Raw genomic sequence first — 17,745 nt, 5'->3', positions numbered from 1 at the left:
CACGTCTGGCGTCACGTCTCGCTCGTCCGGCGGGACAGCAGCACGTACCCGACCAGCAGCACACCGAGGATCAGGCTCATGAGCAGCCCGAACGCGGCGGCGCTGCCGATGTCGGCCTTCGTGACGAGCTCGGTGTAGACCTGGATGGCCATGACCTGGGTGCTGCCCGCGCCCTCGGTGAGCAGGTAGACGTCGTCGAACGTCTGGAACGACCAGATGAACCGGAGCAGCAGCAGGAGCAGCGCCACCGCGCGCAGCTGCGGCAGCAGCACGAACCGCAGGACCTGGCGGCGGTTCGCGCCGTCGAGCGCGGCGGCCTCCTCGATCTCGCCGGGCACCGACTGGAGGCGCGCGGTGAGGAAGAGGAAGGCGAGCGGCGCGGACTTCCAGATGTCGAACACCACCACCACGAGCAGCGCGACCGGCACGGGCACGCCCCAGACGTCGGCGCTGGTGGTGCTCAGGAAGCCGACCGGGGTGTCCCAGCCCAGGTAGGCCCGGCCGAACGCGTTCACCAGCCCGTACTGCGGGTTGAGCATGGTCTTCCAGATGGTGGCCGCGGCGACCACGGGCAGCACGTACGGCACCAGCAGCAGCGCCCGGACGACGCCGCGGCCGGGGAACGGCCGCCGCAGCGCCAGGGCGAGCACCAGGCCCACGGCCAGCGACCCGGCGGCCGTCAGCCCCGCGTACAGCACGGTGGTCCACAGCGCGCCCCAGAACGCCTGCGAGGCGACGGCCCGCCGGAAGTTGTCCAGCGACCACTCCACGGGCTCCGTGCCGAGGTAGGGGATGTCGACCAGGCGCGTCTCGGAGAACCCGAAGACCACCACGAGGGCGAACGGCAGCAGCACCACGAGCGCCACGACCGCCAGCGACGGCGAGACGAGGAGCCAGCCGGACCGGTGCTCCCGGGCGCGGGCGGACGTCACTGGTCCTGCTGCAGCGCCGTCACCTCTGCGGCCATCTGCCGCGTCACCTCGGCGGGCGAGGTGCCGCGGTACAGGGGGTCGAGCTGCTGTGCGAGGGTGCCCTGGGTGGCCACGAGGCCGGCGAGCGTCGCGTCGGGGGTGCCCTGGCCCCAGCGGGACACGGCCGTCATGCCCTCGCCCATGGCGGTCACGAGGTCGTCGCCGTACACCTCGGCGACCGAGGACTCGACCTTCGGCCCGAAGCCGAGCCCGCCCCATGCGTCGAGGAACGCGGTCGGGTCCTCGGGTGTGCCGGTGCGCAGCGGCAGGCGGCCTTCCGTCGCGACGGCGAGCGTGTCGGCGTATCCCTCGTCCATGACGTACTCGATGTACCGCCGGGCCTCGTCGGCATGCGCTCGGGCGGGGACCGCGTAGGCGAGCGTGGCGCCGAACTGGGCCGTCTCGGCGCCTGCGGGTGGCTCCAGCGCGGTGATGAAGCCCGAGTTCTTCGCGAGGAACGCGGGGTCGTCGGCGCACTGCTCGCAGGTGGGCGGCACGGCCTCGTCGAGGTCGGCGAGCTCGTCGAGGACGTGGGTCGAGAAGAGCAGCATCGCGGCGTCGCCCGCCAGGTATGCCGCGCGGGCGGACTCGACGTCGTAGTCACCCGCGACCGACGAGTCGCGCAGCTCCTTGAACCGGGCCGCGGCCTGCGTGCACTCGGGGGAGTCGATCGTCACGGCGCCGTCGGACACCAGCCGGCAGCCCGCTGACTGGAAGACGGACTCGATGCCCTCGGTGCCGGACGCCGTGCCCGGCTGGGTGCCGAGGGCGATGCCCGTGACGCCGAGCTCGCGCTCGATCGTGGTGGCGGCGTCGGCCAGCTCGTCGACCGTGGTGGGCACGTCCACGCCCGCCTGGTCGAGCAGGTCGGTGCGGTAGGCGATCAGGTGCACCCAGCCGTCGCTCGGGACGGCGGCGAGCGTGCTCTCGCCCGTGTCCCCGTCGCTGACGGTGACCGCCCCGAGCGCGTTCTCGTTGAACGTCGCGGGGTCCAGCGTCTCCATCGCGGCCTGGACGACGTCCGTGTCGAGCAGGCCCTGGGCCTGCCAGGAGGTCACCTGCGCGGCGCCGGCGAGGATCACGTCGGGCACCTCGCCGGAGGCGGCCCCGGTGACCAGGGCCTGGTCCTGGTCGGCGGCGGCGAGAGGGACGACGTCGACCTCGATGCCGGTCTCCTGCGTGAACTGCTCGGCGACCGCCTCCTGCGCGGCCACGCGGTCCGGCGTCGACTGCGGGGTCCAGAAGGTGATCGTGTCGGCGGGCTCCTGGCCGGGTGCGCCGCACCCGGCCAGGAGGGCTGCGGTGGCACTCAGTGCGACGACGGTGGCGGTCGGGCGGATGCGACGGTGCATGGTCGGTCCCTCCACGGTGCAGGAGCAGACTGGGTGCCCCAGACAATTCACCCCCGCACGGCGGCAGTCAAGGCCGACGCGCCGGTACGGGCACGTCGACCACCCTGGCGTCGCCGACGTCAGGCAGGAGAGCACCGGCCGAGGCTGCGGCGACGTCGGCGGTCAGCGCGTCCAGCTCGGTGTGCGGCACCAGCAGCCGCAGGTGCGCGACGGAGCCGTAGCTCGGCGGCTCCATCACCGCGCCGTGCCCGGACGCCCAGTCGCGCAGGAGGTTGTCGATGCGGCCGGCGTCGGCGTGGGGGACCGGTACCTCGACCTCGTACAGCAGCTCGCGGCGGAGCATCGCCCCGGAGGTCGCGGCGACGTCGAGCGCGGCGGCCACGGCGCCCGAGTAGGCGCGCACCAGTCCGCCGGCGCCGAGCTTCACGCCGCCGAAGTACCGGGTGACGACGGCGACGACGTCCGTGACCTGGCGGTGCCGGAGCACCTCCAGCATGGGCACGCCGGCGGTGCCGCCGGGCTCGCCGTCGTCGGAGGAGCGGGCGGTCTGGGGCGCACCGGCCGCGCGCGTGCCGAGCACCATGGCCACGCAGTGGTGGCGGGCGTCCCAGAGCTCCTTGCGCAGGCGGGCGATGACGGCGTCGGCCTCCGCCACGGTGGCGGCGGGTGCGAGGTGTGCGAGGAACCGGGACTTCTTGACGACGAGCTCGTGGTCGACGGGCCGGGCGATGGTGCTGGGGAGGTCCACCGTACGAGCCTACGGCGCGTCCTCTTCCATTAATAGTGTGCCAAGCGTACTTTGAAACCATGACCAGCACCAATGCCACGTCACCACGAGCAGGGGCCGGGGAGCCGGGCCGGTACCCGCGGCCGCCCGTGAGCCTCGAGGAGGCCGAGTGGGTGTGGCGTGAGCTGTCGACCGAGGCGATGCGGCCCGGCGCGAAGCCGGAGACGGTGCGGCTCGCCGTGATCACGGGGCTGGTGCGGGCGACCGGTTCCCGGTACGGCGATCTGCTGCGGGTCCGCGTCGAGGACATCGACCTGGGGCCGGCGCGGGCCCGGACGTCGGAGGGCAGCGTGCTGGTGCGGCACGGCAAGCACCGCACGCCCCGGCGGCACCTGCTGCCCGCCGAGGTCGTGGTGCTGCTCAAGCACTGGATGGTGGTCCGGGAGGAGCTGGCGGCCGAGCTGGAGGGTTCGGTGCCGCGCGCGCTGCTGCTCACGGTGCACCACACGCACGACAACGGCACGACGGTCGCGTCGGGGCTGCCCATCACGCGTCAGGGGCTGGTCCTGTCCTGGCGCCGGTTCGTGCACCGTACCAACGCCCGCTACGGCGCCCTCCGCCCGCCCCTCCCGACCCGCTTCGAACAGATCCGCCGGGCCTGGCAGGACGCCGCCCAGGAGGACCGCTGAGAGCTGGATCTTCGCCCTGGATCGCGGGTCAGAAGGGCGAACGTCCAGCACTCACCGGGTGGAGATGCCGAGGAGCGGGGACGTCGGGGTCGACGACGGGAGCTCCGTGAAGCCGTACCGGTCGTAGAACTTCCGGGCGGCCGTGTTCTCCGCGGCGTAGCCGAGGTGCAGGCCCGGTACCCCGCGGTCGGCGAGCGCCGCGCGGAGCGTGTCGATGAGCCGGGAGCCGAGGCCGCGGCGCTGGAGCACGGGGAGCAGGTCGATGTGCAGGTGGGCGGGGTGGGTGGTGAGCTCGCCGTGACGTAGTCCGCGGACCATGCGCTGGGGGTCGGTGCCGTCGTGCAGGAGCTGGGCCTCGGTGTAGCCGGGGTCGGCGCCGGTGGCAGGGCCGGGCGCGGGGTGGCGGGCGGTGAAGCCCGGGTTCCACTCGCGGGCCCACCAGTCGGCGAAGGCCTGCGTGTCGGCCACGCCGATGACGTACCCGGCGGCGCGGCCGTCGTGCTCGACGACCCAGGCGAGGTCGGGGGAGTGCTCGACGTAGGGCAGGGCGTAGACGTCGGGCATGAGCAGGTCGTCGGAGTAGAGGCCGCGTGCGTCGCCGCCGGCCGCGGCGGTGCGGACGCAGATGTCGGCGACGTCGGCGCGGTCGGTGGTGCGGTAGGGGCGGATGAAGGGCTCGGTCACGCGAGGCACATTAGCCTGCTGCGCGGAACTGTGACCGGTCTGTGACCTGACGGCCGGATCCGGGGGTGGCGGATGCGGCGGGAGCGGTGTGCTGGTGCCGGTCAGGGCCGGGTGGGCGGGTGTGGGTCGTGACCGTGAATTTGCCGCCGGAACACCCCGGTAACGGGAATGTCATGGGACGGCAATGTGCATTCGTCGCCCAAGTTCGTTACGGTCGATTTGTCATGCAGAACCTCGAAGAGGAACTCAAGCACATCCATCCGACCGAGACCACGGTGGCGCTGAGGGAGCCCACCGTCGATGACGGAGCAGCGATGTGGCGCCTCGCGCGCGACAGCAAGACGCTGGACCTCAACTCGTCCTACGCGTATCTCCTCTGGGCCCGTGACTTCGCCCGGACGTCCGTGATCGTGACCGTCGACGGCGAGCCCGCCGGCTTCGTCACGGGGTACGTCCGGCCCGACGAGCCGACCACGCTGATGGTCTGGCAGGTCGCCGTGGACCACGCCTACCGCGGACAGCGGCTGGCCTCCCGGATGCTCGCGCACCTCGCGGACCGGCATCCGGGCTGCACCCACGTGGAGACCACCATCACCTCGGACAACACGGCGTCGATCGCCCTGTTCATGTCCTTCGCGTCGGCACAGGGTGCGCCCGTCGACGTGCGGACCGTCTTCCCTGCGGAGGCGTTCCCGGACGGCCACGACGCGGAGCTGGTGTTCCGCATCGGCCCGCTCGCCTGACGCCGTCCCTTCCTGGCCCGGGTCCGGGTCGAACCCCACCAGATCTCCGTACCAGAGCCAGTACCACCACACGACCACAGCCGAGTCCGGTCACCAGGGCCGGACCGTGGAAGGAGCCATGCGCCCGAACACCGTGATGTCCATCGACCCGACGACCAGCAGTACCCCCGGACCTGCCGGGGGTGACATCTTCGACGAGCTCGAGTCCCAGGTCCGCAGCTACTGCCGTGGCTGGCCCGCGACCTTCACGACGGCGGCCGGCAGCACCATCCAGGCCGAGGACGGCCGCAGCTACCTCGACTTCTTCGCGGGGGCAGGGGCGCTCAACTACGGGCACAACCACCCGGTGCTGCTCGACGCGCTGGTGGACTACCTGCGCAGCGGCGGGATCGTGCACTCGCTCGACATGCACACCGTGCCCAAGCGGGCGTTCCTGACGGCGTTCCGGGACCGGGTCCTGGCGCCCCGCAACCTGGACTACAAGGTCATGTTCCCGGGGCCGACCGGAGCCAACTGCGTGGAGAGCGCCCTCAAGCTGGCTCGCAAGGTGACCGGCCGGCAGCACGTGCTGTCGTTCACCAACGCGTTCCACGGCATGACGCTGGGTGCGCTGTCGGTGACCGGGAACTCGATGAAGCGCAACGGCGCTGGCCTCCCGCTGACCAACACGTCCAAGATCCCGTACGACGACTACTTCTCCGGCGCCACGGAGGACTTCCTGTGGCTGGAGCGGGTGCTGGGCGACAGCGGCTCGGGCGTCGACAAGCCGGCCGCGATCATCGTGGAGTCCGTGCAGGGCGAGGGCGGCCTGAGCGCGGCGCGCCCCGAGTGGCTGCGCGCCCTGTCCGACCTCTGCCGGGAGCACGGCATCCTGCTCATCCTGGACGACGTGCAGGCCGGGTGCGGCCGCACAGGCGACTTCTTCAGCTTCGAGGAGGCGGGCATCACGCCCGACATCGTCTGCCTGTCGAAGTCGATCTCCGGCTTCGGCCTGTCGATGGCGCTGACCCTGATCCGGCCCGAGCTGGACCAGTGGGAGCCCGGTGAGCACAACGGGACGTTCCGCGGTCAGAACACGTCGTTCGTGACGGCGACCGCCGCCCTGGAGGAGTTCTGGTCCGACGGGACGTTCGCCGCGCAGGTCCAGGAGCGCGCCACCGAGCTGCACGACGGCCTGGCCCGGATCGCGCACGGCTACGAGGACGCCGTCGTCAAGGGCCGCGGGCTGCTGACCGGCATCCGCTTCCCGGACCCGACGGCGGCGGGCCGCATCGCGGCGGCGTCGTACGAGCGGGGCCTGCTGGTCGAGACGTCCGGGCCCGAGGACGAGGTGCTCAAGACCATGCCGGCCCTGACCATCACCGCCGACGAGCTGCGGTCCGGCATCGACGTCATCGCCGCGGCGACCGCCGAGGTGCTCGGTGCGCCGGCCGTCACGGACCAGGCCGGTCCCGGCCCCCACGAGACCCCAGCACAGCAGACCCGACCCCGAGGAGAGGACAACAAGTGATCGTCACGCGACTGACCGACCTGGAGGGCACCGACCGCGACGTGCGCTCCGAGACCTGGCGCAGCCGCCGGTTCGTGCTGGCCCAGGAGGGCGTGGGCTTCTCGTTCCACGAGACCACCATGTACGCCGGCACCGAGACCGAGATGTGGTACGCCAACCACATCGAGGCCGTCTACTGCGTGGGCGGCACCGGCGAGCTCGAGAACCGGGAGACCGGGGAGGTGCACCAGATCTCCGACGGCACCATGTACCTCCTGGACGGCAACGAGCGGCACACCATGCGCCCCACCACCGACCTGCGGCTGATCTGCACCTTCAACCCGCCCGTCACCGGACGGGAGGTGCACGACGCCGACGGCGTCTACCCGCTGATCACCGAGAGCACGGACGACACGAAGGAGGGGGCTGCCGTATGACGACGGGCACCACCGACAGGACTGAGGACCTCTACCCGACGCGCGTCGAGGGCGACGCCACCGAGATCCCCCGCCAGGACCGCGTGGTCTGGGGCACGGCCGCCGACGGCCCCCTGGACCAGGACGTCCTGGACGGCTTCGACCGCGACGGGTACCTCGTGCTGGAGGACCTGGTCACACCCGCCGAGGTCGACGAGTTCCGGGCCGAGCTGCGCCGGCTGTCCACCGACCCCGCGGTGCGCGCCGACGAACGCACCATCATCGAGGGCACCTCCCAGGAGGTGCGGACCATCTTCGAGGTGCACCGCACCAGCGACGTGTTCGCGCGGATCGCCGCCGACCCGCGCGTCGTGGGCCGGGCACGGCAGCTCCTCGGGTCGGACGTCTACATCCACCAGAGCCGGGTCAACCTCAAGCCCGGCTTCGGCGGGGGCGACTTCGCGTGGCACTCCGACTTCGAGACGTGGCACGCCGAGGACGGCCTGCCCCGGATGCGCACCGTGAGCATCTCGATCTCGCTGACGGACAACTACTCGTTCAACGGCCCGCTGATGATCATGCCCGGCACGCACAAGACCTACGTCTCGTGCAGCGGCACCACGCCCGAGGACAACTACAAGCAGTCCCTGGTCATGCAGAACGCGGGCACCCCCAGCGAGGAGATCCTGACCCGCATGGCCGACGAGCACGGCATCGACGTGCTGGCGGGCCGTGCCGGCAGTGCCGTCATGTTCGACTGCAACTGCATGCACGGCTCCAACGGCAACATCTCTCCGTACCCGCGCTCGAACATCTTCCTGGTCTACAACAGCGTCGAGAACACGGCCGTCGCGCCGTTCTCGGCGGGGACGGCACGCCCCGCCTTCCTCGGCGCCCGGGAGTTCACCCCGGTCGGCTGAGAAGCCCGCGCAGGAACGACCCGGGCGCCCGGACCATGCGTGTGGTCCGGGCGCCCGGGTGGTAGATCAGTCAGGCAGAGCGCCTGACGCCGACTCCAGGTGCGCCCGCACGAACCAGTGGAACTGCTCCAGGTCGTGCAGGTGCCCGATCAGCAGGTCGTTCGTCACGTCGTCCAGCCCGGCCGTCTCGTCCGCGGCCGCACGGTGGGACGTGATCACGCCGTCGTAGACCACGTCGAGCTCCGCCAGGTGCTCGATCGCCGGCGCCCGGCCCAGCTTGTAGTCGTCCCAGGTGCGGGCCTCGACCAGGGCACCCGGCGTCCCGACGGGCACCACGCCCAGCGTCGCGATGCGCTCGGCGATCTGGTCGACCATCGCCCGCACCGCTTCGACCTGCGGGTCCAGCATCTCGTGGACACCGATGAAGTGCGGCCCCACGACGTTCCAGTGCACGTGCTTGAGCGTGAGATGCAGGTCGTTCAGCGCGTGCAACCTGCGCTGGAGGATCTCCGCGACCTGGGCGCCCTGCTCGGGCGTGAGCGACGGGACGGTGTAGCGGGGCAGCTTCGGGGACATGACGGGACCTCTCTTCCGGTCAGGCTTCCGGTTCGCTGGATCCATCGTCACGCGAGGTGCGCCCGGTCGCCAGCGCGAGCGCCGCCGTGCCCGCCACGGCGAGCGCGGCGAGCAGGACGGCGCCGGGCAGCGTGGTGCCGGAGGCGAGGAGGGCGAGCACGCCGAGCACGGCGGTCGCGGCCAGGACGACGACGTCGCGGCGCCAGCCGGTCAGGAGGGCGGCGATCTCGACGCGGCCCCTGGTGGGTACGTGGGCGGCCCACCAGGTGAGGCGGGTCAGGAGGTAGGCCTGCAGTGCCACGAGCAGGGCGAAGGGGTCGAACGGTCCGGGTTCGAAACCCCACAGGAGCACGGCGGCCAGGACGACGGTGCCGCCTGCGACGGCCGGGGTGGGACGCACGACGAGCAGTCCGGTGGCCAGCACGGCCACGGTGACGAGCAGGGCGGGTGCGAGTCCGGGGGTGCGTGACGCGGCGGTCAGCAGCAGGAGCGGTGTCAGGGCCAGGAGGGCGAGCCGGAGCACCCAGCCGCGCAGGGTGGGGCCGGTGACGGTGGTGATCTCGGGCAGGGGCCGGCGGGCGGGGTCGGTGCGCCGGGAGCGGACCCGGTCGGTCCACGCGGCCAGGGCGGCGCGGATCATGGCTGTCGCCCCGGGACGTGCCGCCGGGCCGCGCGGGCCAGGGCCTCGAAGCGGGCGGCGGCGCGATCGCGCTCGGAGCCGGCCCAGCGCACGACGGGTACGCCCTCGCCCTCGAGCGCGGCGACACGGTCGGTGCGCTCGAGGTGGGTGATGCGCCAGGCGATCCGCAGGTGGTTCTCGGTGACGGGGTGGACGTCGGGCAGGGTGTCGACGACGACGACGGGGTGGCCGGTGGCGCGCCAGGTGCGCACGAGGTGCAGGGGTGCGTCGTCGAGCAGGGTGGTGAAGAGGTAGACGACGGCGTCCGCGGGGACCTGGGGCGGCCGGACCCGGTGGCCGGCGGCGCGGCCGGTGGGGTGCGCCAGGGCGAGGCCGTGCACGACGCGGCGCAGGTGGCGCTGTCCGGCGGCGGGCGGCAGGGGGCGGCGGCGCCGGGCCAGGTCCTCCAGGCCGACGCGGTCGCCGGCGTCGACGAGTGCCTGGGCGACGGACGCTGCGGCGTGCCGGGCCAGGTCGAGGGAGGTCGGCTCGTCGACCCGGAGGGTGCCGTAGCCGCGCCAGGTGCGCAGGTCGGGGCCGACGTCGTCGCGGGAGTCGACGACGAGCACGGCGGTCGCCTCCGCGGTGGCGTAGGTGCGGCGCACGTAGAGGGTGTCGAGGTCGGGGGAGCGTCGGGCGGTGGTGCGCCAGTCGATGCGGCGCAGGCGGTCGCCGGGGGTGAAGGGGTGGATGTCGCGCAGCTCCGAGCCGTCGCCGAGCCGGCGGGAGGAGTGGGGGCCGGTGAGGCCGCGCAGCCGGTTCGGCAGGGGCAGGCGGCCGAGTGGGGCGGAGCCGGGCACGACGAGGCGGCGGGCCCCGCCGACCGTGGTCGGCTCCTCCTCCCAGGTGTGCTGCCGGGAGCCGCGCACGTCGACGGTGAACGTGTCCTGGGGTCCCGTGCGGACCGAGGAGAGGCGGAGCGGCACGTGCCGTGCGCCGTCGTCGGCGAGACCGCCGGGCGGGCGGGCCGCGAGCGCCAGGTGGGTGGGGCGGTGGCCGGTGGCGGTGATGCGGAGGTGTGCGATGTCGGTGGTGTCGTGGGGGGTGGGGCCGGGGGTGAGGTGGAGGGTGGCGGCGAGCTCGCCGGGTGTGGTGGGGCCGGGTGGTTGGCGGAGGGTGGCGTGCAGGGGTGTGGTGGGGCGGGTGGTGGTGGCCCAGGTGGCGGCGAGGAGGCCGGGGATGCCGATGAGGGCGAGGTCGGGGCGTCCGGCGAGGACTGCGGTGGCCAGGAGGAGGACGCCGGTGACGGCGGCGGCGGTGTGGGCGGAGGTGAGGCGCCAGCCGCGGGTGGCGTCGGCGCGGGTGCCGCGGGAGGTGCGGCCGCGTTCGACGATGATGCCGCCGATGGTCATGGGGTGCGCACCGTGGTGGGGGTGGGGACGGTGTGCAGGAGGTCGGTGATGACGGTCTCGGGGCGGGTGGCGGACGCCCAGGCGGTGGGGGTGAGGGTGATGCGGTGGGCGAGGACGGGGACGGCGATGCGCTTGACGTCTTCGGGCAGGACGTAGTCGCGGCCGTCGAGGACGGCGACGGCGCGGGCGAGGAGGACGAGGTTCTGGGAGCCGCGGGGTGAGGCGCCGACCTCGAGGGCGTCGTGGTGGCGGGTGGCGGTGGTGAGGTCGACGCAGTAGCGCACGACGTCGGGGTCGACGGGGACGGCTTCGGTGCCGGCTTGCATGGCGAGGACGGTGGTGGGGTCGACGACCTGGTGGACGGGTGCGGCTTCCTGTCGGCGGGTGAGGCGGCGGGTGAGGACCTCGGCTTCCTGGGTGGGGTCGGGGTAGCCGACGGCGAGGCGGACCATGAACCGGTCGAGCTGTGCCTCGGGCAGGGGGTAGGTGCCTTCGTACTCGACGGGGTTGGAGGTGGCCAGAACGTGGAAGGGGTGGGGCAGGGGGCGGCTGGTGCCTTCGATGGAGACCTGGCGTTCGGCCATGGCTTCGAGGAGTGCGGACTGTGTCTTGGGGGCGGTGCGGTTGATCTCGTCGGCGAGGAAGAGGCCGGTGAAGACGGGTCCGGGGCGGAACTCGAAGGTGCGGGTGGCGGGGTCGAAGACGGAGGAGCCGGTGATGTCGGCGGGGAGCAGGTCGGGGGTGCACTGCAGGCGGGCGAAGTCGAGGCCGAGGGCGGTGGCCAGGGAGCGGGCGGCGAGGGTCTTGCCGAGGCCGGGGACGTCCTCGAACAGGACGTGGCCGCCGGCGAGGATGGTGGCCAGTGCGGTGCGCAGGGCGTCGTGCATGCCGACGACGGCGGTGCCGACCTCGGTGAGGACCTGTTCGCCCAGTGCGGCGACCTCGGCGACGGGCAGCGGCGTGGCCGTGGGGTGGGCGGGGCCGGGGGTGCTGAGGTCAGGCACGGTGCTCCTCGGTGTCGGTGGGTGCGTCGGTGGGTGCGGTGCGGCGCGTGGGGTCGGGTGCGGGGCCGAGGCGTTCGATCGCGTCGAGCCAGCTCTGCACGGTGCGGGCGCGGGGTGGCAGGCCGGAGGCGAGCTGGCGGACGACGGTGGCGCCGAGGAGGCGTTCGACCTCGGGGCGGGTGGCGGGGTCCTCGGCGTCGACGCCGTGGGCGCGGAGCCGGTCGACGGCCAGGGCGCGGATGCGGCGTACGACGCGGTCGGTGACGAGGCCGTCGCGGCCGAACACGGACCAGCCGAGGTCGGAGACGTCGTGTCGTCCGCCGGGGCGGGCGTCGACGGCGGTGCGGGGCCACTCGGGGTCGGCGACCGTGGTCTCGGTGGCGGCCCAGAGGATGCTGACGGCGCAGGTCAGGGCGGTGGCCGCGGCGGCGTGCCAGAGGTCGACGACGCTCCACCAGGCGAGGCCGCCGGCGCCGAGCGCGACCAGGACGGTGGGCACGACGATGCGGCGCGGGTTCCATGGTGCGCCGGTCACGGAGTGCCCTTCGGGTCGGGTGCGCCGGGGCCGCCGTCGTGCGTGGCGTCTTGGGGGGCGTCCTGGGTGGCGGGCACGTCGGCTACCTCCAGGCTGCGGGCGATGTCCGCGAGCGCCTCGCGGGCCTGGTCGACGGCGGCGCGGTCGACGGGCCGGTCGGTGAATCGGGCGCGCTGGTAGAGGGTGCGCAGGCGGGTGACGGCGGCGGGTGGTGCGGGGGTGGCGGCCAGGACGGTGCCGGCGAACTCGGTGGTGGTCTGGGCGGGGTCGCGGTGGGTGCCGGCGCGTTCGGCGGCTTCCTCGAGGGCGACCCAGGCGGCGACGACGGCGTCGCGGGGGAGGATGTGGCCCTGGAGGTGGGCGAGGGCGCGGGTGACGGCGTCCTGGATCTCGGGGATGTCGACCTCGTGGTCGAGGGCGGCGGTGGTGGTGCCGCCGGGGAGGGTGTCGGGGTGGGTGGTGGTGCGGGCGCGGTAGGTGGCCAGGAGGTGGCGCACGAGGCGGGTGGTGCCGGCGAGCAGGAGGAGGCCGACGATGATGGCGGCGGTGAGGGCGAGCCAGGTGGTGTCGGGGGTGGTGTCGGGCAGGGGCTGGGCCGTGGGGGTGGGGCTGGCGTCGGGCGCGGTGACGGGTGGTGGGGCCAGGGTGAGAGCGGGGGTGGGCAGGTGGGGCGGGTCGAGGTCCCAGGAGGTGGCGGTGGCGGCGCCGAGGACGGCGGTGGTGACGAGCAGGAGGGTGATCGTCAGGCGGGTGGCGGGTCTCATGCGGTGGTGGGTGCCGTGGTGGGTGCCGTGGCGAGGTGGTGGGCGTGCAGTCCGGCGACGGCGGCGGTGACGAAGGAGGCGGGGTCGGCGTCCAGGCCGCGGCCCATGGTGCGCAGGCCGGCGGGGGAGGTGCGCAGGGTGTCCAGGAGGGTGGTGTCGGCGGGGACGTCGACGAGGGTGTGGCCGGCCGGGGTGGTGGTCAGGGCGGGTGCCTGGGCGCGGATGCGGCGGGTGAGGTCGTCTCCCCAGCCGGTAAGGCGTTCGACGGCGGGGGTGGGTGCGGCCACGGGGATGTCGGCGGGGGCGAGGGCGACGCGGGTGTAGGCGGTCAGGGAGTGGTGGGAGATGCCGAGGTGCCGGTCGCGGGGGTCGGCGCCGGAGACGCGCAGGGAGGCGACGGGGCGGCCGCCGAGGGTGGCGGCGGCGTTGACGGCCTCGCCGGCGGCGACGCCGGAGTAGCCCCACCGGGTGCCGGTGCCGAGGTTGCCGGGTCCCTGGGCGACGACGGCGACGTCGCACCCGGCGACGTGGCGGGCGGCCAGGAGCCCGGTGTGCACGGTGACGGCCTCCAGGTCGCCGCCGTAGGCCTGCCCGACGGTGACGCAGGTGGTCAGCCAGCCGGCGTCGCGCAGGGCGGCGACGGTGCGGGAGAACGCGGCGGGCAGGGCTCCGCCGTCGGTCATGACGTAGGCGACCTTGAGGTCGCTGCCGCCGGGGGCGTGCCGCAGTCCGGCGACGACGGCGGGCAGTGCGGAGTGCAGGTCGGCGACCACGACGGGCATACCGTCCAGGGTGTCGGCGTCGGCGAGGGTGGCGTGGTGGGGTGATTCCTGCTCGTCGACGCCGAGGACCATGCTCTGCAGGGGGGTGTACCGGGCCTTGACGAGGTGGCCGGGTCCGGGGTCGGGGTCGGGCGGCAGGGTGGTGCCGGCGGATGCGGGGCCGACGACGAGGGCGTACCCGCCGGTGCCGAGCCCGCGGGCCAGCGCGGACACGTTCAGCAGCAGGGCGTCCCCGGTGGCGGGGTCGCCGACGAGGTCGGTGTAGGCCAGGGCGCGCACGGTGACGGGGCCGGTGGCGCCGTCGTCGTGCGCGCCGGGCAGGGGGCGGTCGAGGGTCACCTCGAGCTCGCGTGCCCCGCGCCAGGCCTTGCCTGTGGAAATCACCGTACCGATCCGCCACGTCATCACAGGTTGGAGGCTACCGTTGTCCTGATGTCCAGCGACCCGTCCTCCACAGCCGGCCCCGGTGCCGCCGCCGGCGCGGCCCTGAACCCGGCCGAACGCCTCCTGAACCTCGTCATCGCGCTCGTGAACACGAACGCGGCGATGACCAAGCAGCAGGTGCGCACCGCCGTGGCCGGGTATGCGGACGCGCCCAGCGACGAGGCGTTCGAGCGGATGTTCGAGCGGGACAAGGACATGCTGCGGGCCCTGGGCATCCCCGTGGTCACCGTGGGTACCGGCGGGCACACCGACGAGCTGGGGTACCGGATCGACCAGGACGCCTACGCGCTGCCGCCGATCGACCTGACCCCGGCAGAGCTGGGCGTGCTGTCGCTGGCCGCGCAGTTCTGGCAGGACAAGACCCTGCAGACCGACATCAACCGTGCCCTGGTCAAGCTCCGGGCCGCGGGGGCGGGCGACCCGTCGGCCGACGCGCTGGCGGGGCTCGCGCCCTCGGTGCGGGCCGTGGGTGACGCGTACGGGCCGCTGATGGAGGCGATCGAGGCGCGCCGCGCCGTCACGTTCAGCTACCGCGCCGCGTACGACGGCACCGTCCGCACCCGGCACGTCGAACCCTGGCGCATCGCGGCCCGCGACGGCGGCTGGTACCTCATGTCGTTCGACCGCGACCGGCAGGCACCGCGCGTGTTCCGGCTGTCCCGGATCGAGTCGCGGGTACGGATCACGGGCCCCACGGGCGCCTACGAGATCCCCGACTTCGAGACGGACGTGATGCTCGGCAAGGCGCACGGCGAGGTCCGTCAGGCCGTGGTCGCCGTCCGCCCCGAACGTGCGGGCGCGCTGCGCGCCCGCGCCAAGCCCGTGCCCGACGGCGACCGCCGGACCTGGCTGGACCGGCTGCCCGGCGCCGGCGACGGCGCGGACGCCACCGGGTGGGACGTCCTGGAGGTGCCGTTCCGGTCCCTGAGCGGCATGGCGTCCGAGGCGGCCGGGTACGGGGCGGCACTGATCGTCCTGGAACCGGAACCCGTCCGGGAGGAGACCCTGCGACGGCTGACCGCGGCAGCGGCCCTGGCCCCCGCCGGGAGCACGGAGGTGCCCCGTGGCTGAGCGCGCCGACGACCGCCTCCTGCGGCTGCTGGGCATCGTCGCCTACCTCGACGGCGCCGGACCCGTCCCCGTCGAGGACCTCGCCCGCCGGTTCGGGACCACCCCCGCCCAGATCCAGAAGGACGTCGACGCCCTGTGGGTGTCCGGAACCCCCGGGTACTGGCCCGACGACCTCATCGACTTCGACGCCGCATCCATCGACCGTGGCGTGGTGCACCTGACCGAAGCACGCGGCATGACCCGGCCCCTGCGGCTCGGCACCCGCGAGGCCGTCGCACTGGTCGCCGCCCTGCGCGCCATGAAGGCCACCGGAGCCGTGCAGGCCGACCCCGCCCGGTCCGCCGTCGTCGAGTCCGCGCTGCGCAAGCTGACCGACGCCACCGGTGAGGCCGCGAGCGCCGTGGACGTGCGCCTCGCGCCGGGTGGGGACCGGCAGGTGGTGGCGGTGATCTCGGCGGCGCTGGCGGCCGGGCACCGGCTGCGGATCCGGTACGTGACGTCGTCCGACGTGGTCAGCGAGCGGGAGGTGGACCCGGTGCGGCTGCACACGCAGGACGAGTTCGCCTACCTGGCGGCGTGGTGCTACCGCGCCGGGGCGCCGCGCACGTTCCGGGTGGACCGGATCCTGGACGCGGTCGAGCTGGACGTGCCCGTGCAGGAGCACCCAGGGGTGGGCGCCGAGATCGACTTCGCGGCCCTGTTCGCGGGCGGTTCCTCACCGCTGGCGACGATCCGGTTCGCGCCGCGGGCCCGGTGGTTCGCCGAGGAGGTCCCGGTGGAGTCGGTGCGCAACCTGCCCGACGGGGACTTCGAGGTGACGCTGCGGGTGACCAACCCGGGCTGGCTGCGCAGCACGCTGATCCAGCTGGGGCCGTACGTGCGGTCGGTGTCGCCGCCGGAGCTGGCGCGCGACGTGGCAGGGGCGGCCCGCGAGGCGCTGGCGGCGTACAGGGCAGCCTTCTCGCCCGATCCGCACTAGGCTGGGCGACCATGTGGTTCTGGGTGTGGGCCCTGCTGATCGCGGGCAGCCTCGTCGGAGCATTCTTCCTGGCGCGCTCTCTGTGGCGGTCGGCGAAGGGTCTGCTGGAGGAGCTGGGCCGGGCCTCGGCCCGGTTCGCCGAGTCGGCGGACCGGTTGCAGGAGGCCGCGGACCAGGCACGGGAGGCGGCGAGCACGCAGCACGCGGGCCCGAGTCTGTTCGACGACGTGACGATCCACTACCAGCGGGTGAACGCGCAGCGGGCGGCCCGCGGAGAGCGCCGGGAGGCGCGGCGGGCGCGGCACGTGGCGACGTGGCAGAAGTGGAAACACTTCAACGACTGAGGGCGTTCACCGGGCCGTCATCCGCCGGTCGTCGGGGTCGGCTTACCATCACGCGGCCGATCACGCATAGGATCGGCCTGAACACCGCACTCAGCCGAACGGAGTCTCACCATGGGCGCCATGCAGCCGTGGCACTGGATCGTCCTGCTCGTCGTCGTCCTGCTGCTCTTCGGGTCGACCCGCCTGCCGGGTCTGGCCAAGAGCGTGGGCCAGTCGATGAAGATCTTCAGGAAGGAGATCAAGGACATGCGCGACGACGGTCGCCAGGACGGCAACGACGCCGCGACCCACGCCGTGGACGACAAGGTCGTGCGCAACTCGCCGGACGCGACCCCGGGTGGGAGCACGGGCTCCGGCTCGACTCCCGGGTTGATCGACAACAGGGACCGCGACATCCCCAAGGCCTGACCGGTGGCACGAACGAGGCGGGCGTCCGACGGTCGGATGCCACTGCTCGAGCACCTGCTCGAGCTGCGCAAGAGGTTCGTCCTGATCGCGCTCGGCCTGGTGGTCGGGGCGGTCGCCGGCTGGTTGCTGTACGACCCGTTGCTGGTGCTGCTCCAGCGCCCCCTGGTGGTGGCGGAGGAGATGCGCGGCAACGAGATGACGCTGAACTTCGCCGGGCCGATGGCGGCCCTGGACCTGAGGATCAAGTCGTCGCTGTTCCTGGCCGTGTTCCTGACCTGCCCGTGGTGGCTGTACCAGGTGTGGGCGTTCATCACGCCGGGCCTGAACAAGAACGAGCGCAAGTACGCCTACGCGTTCGTCGGGGCGGCCTTCCCGCTGTTCCTCGGTGGCGCCTACATGGCCTGGCTCGTGTTCCCGCACGCGATCCAGATCCTGTCGGGGTTCCTGCCCGACGGCGCGACCGCGTTCACCAACGCGCAGGAGTACCTGTCGCTGGTGATGCGGCTGCTCATCGCGTTCGGGCTGGCGTTCCTGTCACCGGTGCTGCTGGTGGGCCTGAACTTCGCCGGGCTCATGTCCGGCAAGGGGCTGCTGGGCGGCTGGCGGTGGGCGATCCTCGTGGCGTTCACGTTCGCGGCGATCATCACGCCGACGCCGGACGCCCTGACGATGATCCTGGTCGCGCTCCCGATCTGCGTGCTGTACTTCGGTGCGGTCGGCGTCGCGCTCCTGCACGACAGGCGCGTCCAGCGGCGCCTGGAGGCGGCGGAGGTCTGACCAGCCTGTGTGACCGGCCCGTGTGACCACCCGTGTGGT

General features: G+C 73.3%; 21 protein-coding genes. 10 read left to right on the top strand and 11 right to left on the bottom strand.

Features of this window, described 5'->3' with window-relative positions; genetic code table 11:
• Positions 1-11: 11 nt before the first annotated feature.
• The 3 genes from ACIBBF_RS21810 to ACIBBF_RS21800 form a co-directional block, all read right to left on the bottom strand.
• Entirely contained in the window at positions 12-932 is a 921-nt protein-coding gene (locus ACIBBF_RS21810; protein ID WP_397417513.1) for a carbohydrate ABC transporter permease, read from the bottom strand.
• Positions 929-2,323, bottom strand: a complete 1,395-nt coding sequence (locus ACIBBF_RS21805) for an ABC transporter substrate-binding protein (RefSeq protein WP_397417511.1) — start codon at positions 2,321-2,323, stop codon at positions 929-931. The genes ACIBBF_RS21810 and ACIBBF_RS21805 overlap by 4 nt, the downstream gene beginning before the upstream one ends.
• A 67-nt stretch (positions 2,324-2,390) precedes the next feature.
• Positions 2,391-3,071, bottom strand: a complete 681-nt coding sequence (locus ACIBBF_RS21800) for an IMPACT family protein (protein ID WP_397417509.1) — start codon at positions 3,069-3,071, stop codon at positions 2,391-2,393.
• 59 nt (positions 3,072-3,130) lie between these two features.
• Here ACIBBF_RS21800 and ACIBBF_RS21795 point away from each other — a divergent pair, with 59 nt between their 5' ends.
• Positions 3,131-3,739 (top strand): tyrosine-type recombinase/integrase, encoded by a 609-nt coding sequence (locus tag ACIBBF_RS21795; RefSeq protein ID WP_397417507.1) that lies wholly within the window; start codon positions 3,131-3,133, stop codon positions 3,737-3,739.
• 51 nt (positions 3,740-3,790) lie between these two features.
• On the opposite strand, the gene ACIBBF_RS21790 is transcribed toward ACIBBF_RS21795, so the two are convergent.
• On the bottom strand, positions 3,791-4,423 hold the full coding sequence (locus ACIBBF_RS21790) for a GNAT family N-acetyltransferase (protein ID WP_397417505.1): 633 nt from the start codon (positions 4,421-4,423) through the stop codon (positions 3,791-3,793).
• 224 nt (positions 4,424-4,647) lie between these two features.
• On the opposite strand from ACIBBF_RS21790, the gene ectA reads away from it, so the two are divergent.
• From ectA to thpD, 4 genes are all read left to right on the top strand, one after another.
• Positions 4,648-5,166, top strand: a complete 519-nt coding sequence (gene ectA / locus ACIBBF_RS21785) for a diaminobutyrate acetyltransferase (RefSeq protein ID WP_397417503.1) — start codon at positions 4,648-4,650, stop codon at positions 5,164-5,166.
• A gap of 136 nt (positions 5,167-5,302) precedes the next feature.
• A complete protein-coding gene (ectB, locus tag ACIBBF_RS21780) occupies positions 5,303-6,676 on the top strand; it encodes a diaminobutyrate--2-oxoglutarate transaminase (protein WP_397417548.1) in 1,374 nt (457 codons plus the stop codon).
• Positions 6,673-7,092 carry an ectoine synthase gene (locus ACIBBF_RS21775; protein WP_397417501.1) on the top strand — a complete coding sequence of 140 codons (420 nt, stop codon included), beginning with the start codon at positions 6,673-6,675 and terminating at the stop codon, positions 7,090-7,092. The genes ectB and ACIBBF_RS21775 overlap by 4 nt, the downstream gene beginning before the upstream one ends.
• Entirely contained in the window at positions 7,089-7,991 is a 903-nt protein-coding gene (gene thpD, locus ACIBBF_RS21770; RefSeq protein ID WP_397417499.1) for an ectoine hydroxylase, read from the top strand. The genes ACIBBF_RS21775 and thpD overlap by 4 nt, the downstream gene beginning before the upstream one ends.
• A gap of 66 nt (positions 7,992-8,057) precedes the next feature.
• Here the strand turns inward: thpD and ACIBBF_RS21765 are convergent, their stop codons facing one another.
• Genes ACIBBF_RS21765 through ACIBBF_RS21735 form a run of 7 tightly spaced genes read right to left on the bottom strand, consistent with a single transcriptional unit; the run spans position 8,058 to position 14,091 of the window.
• Positions 8,058-8,567: a Dps family protein gene (locus tag ACIBBF_RS21765; protein ID WP_397417497.1), complete on the bottom strand. Its 510-nt coding sequence runs from the start codon at positions 8,565-8,567 to the stop codon at positions 8,058-8,060.
• A 19-nt stretch (positions 8,568-8,586) separates the two neighbouring features.
• Positions 8,587-9,207 carry a hypothetical protein gene (locus ACIBBF_RS21760; RefSeq protein ID WP_397417495.1) on the bottom strand — a complete coding sequence of 207 codons (621 nt, stop codon included), beginning with the start codon at positions 9,205-9,207 and terminating at the stop codon, positions 8,587-8,589.
• A complete protein-coding gene (locus tag ACIBBF_RS21755) occupies positions 9,204-10,598 on the bottom strand; it encodes a DUF58 domain-containing protein (RefSeq protein ID WP_397417493.1) in 1,395 nt (464 codons plus the stop codon). Before ACIBBF_RS21755 ends, ACIBBF_RS21760 begins: the two co-directional genes overlap by 4 nt.
• Complete coding sequence (locus tag ACIBBF_RS21750) at positions 10,595-11,602, bottom strand: AAA family ATPase (protein ID WP_397417491.1); 1,008 nt, start codon at positions 11,600-11,602, stop codon at positions 10,595-10,597. Before ACIBBF_RS21750 ends, ACIBBF_RS21755 begins: the two co-directional genes overlap by 4 nt.
• Positions 11,595-12,137 (bottom strand): hypothetical protein, encoded by a 543-nt coding sequence (locus ACIBBF_RS21745; RefSeq protein ID WP_397417488.1) that lies wholly within the window; start codon positions 12,135-12,137, stop codon positions 11,595-11,597. The genes ACIBBF_RS21750 and ACIBBF_RS21745 overlap by 8 nt, the downstream gene beginning before the upstream one ends.
• The gene (locus ACIBBF_RS21740; RefSeq protein WP_397417486.1) at positions 12,134-12,901 is read right to left on the bottom strand and encodes a DUF4129 domain-containing protein; all 768 of its coding nucleotides are present in this window, start codon (positions 12,899-12,901) and stop codon (positions 12,134-12,136) included. The genes ACIBBF_RS21745 and ACIBBF_RS21740 overlap by 4 nt, the downstream gene beginning before the upstream one ends.
• Positions 12,898-14,091: a DUF3866 family protein gene (locus ACIBBF_RS21735; protein WP_397417484.1), complete on the bottom strand. Its 1,194-nt coding sequence runs from the start codon at positions 14,089-14,091 to the stop codon at positions 12,898-12,900. Before ACIBBF_RS21735 ends, ACIBBF_RS21740 begins: the two co-directional genes overlap by 4 nt.
• Positions 14,092-14,115: 24 nt before the next feature.
• Here ACIBBF_RS21735 and ACIBBF_RS21730 point away from each other — a divergent pair, with 24 nt between their 5' ends.
• From ACIBBF_RS21730 to tatC, 5 genes are all read left to right on the top strand, one after another.
• Positions 14,116-15,198, top strand: a complete 1,083-nt coding sequence (locus ACIBBF_RS21730; protein ID WP_397417481.1) for a helix-turn-helix transcriptional regulator — start codon at positions 14,116-14,118, stop codon at positions 15,196-15,198.
• Positions 15,191-16,177, top strand: coding sequence for a helix-turn-helix transcriptional regulator (locus ACIBBF_RS21725; protein WP_397417479.1), 987 nt, complete (start codon positions 15,191-15,193; stop codon positions 16,175-16,177). The genes ACIBBF_RS21730 and ACIBBF_RS21725 overlap by 8 nt, the downstream gene beginning before the upstream one ends.
• 11 nt (positions 16,178-16,188) lie before the next feature.
• On the top strand, positions 16,189-16,521 hold the full coding sequence (locus tag ACIBBF_RS21720) for a hypothetical protein (protein ID WP_397417477.1): 333 nt from the start codon (positions 16,189-16,191) through the stop codon (positions 16,519-16,521).
• 111 nt (positions 16,522-16,632) lie between these two features.
• Positions 16,633-16,929: a Sec-independent protein translocase subunit TatA gene (gene tatA, locus ACIBBF_RS21715; protein ID WP_397417475.1), complete on the top strand. Its 297-nt coding sequence runs from the start codon at positions 16,633-16,635 to the stop codon at positions 16,927-16,929.
• 36 nt (positions 16,930-16,965) lie between these two features.
• The gene (gene tatC, locus ACIBBF_RS21710) at positions 16,966-17,706 is read left to right on the top strand and encodes a twin-arginine translocase subunit TatC (RefSeq protein WP_397417473.1); all 741 of its coding nucleotides are present in this window, start codon (positions 16,966-16,968) and stop codon (positions 17,704-17,706) included.
• Positions 17,707-17,745 lie beyond the last annotated feature (39 nt).

It is taken from the genome of Promicromonospora sp. NPDC050880 (genome assembly GCF_044456525.1).
Taxonomy (GTDB): domain Bacteria; phylum Actinomycetota; class Actinomycetes; order Actinomycetales; family Cellulomonadaceae; genus Promicromonospora.
The sequence above is the reverse complement of the archived record's forward strand: the minus strand, read 5'-3'. Positions and strand labels throughout refer to the sequence as shown.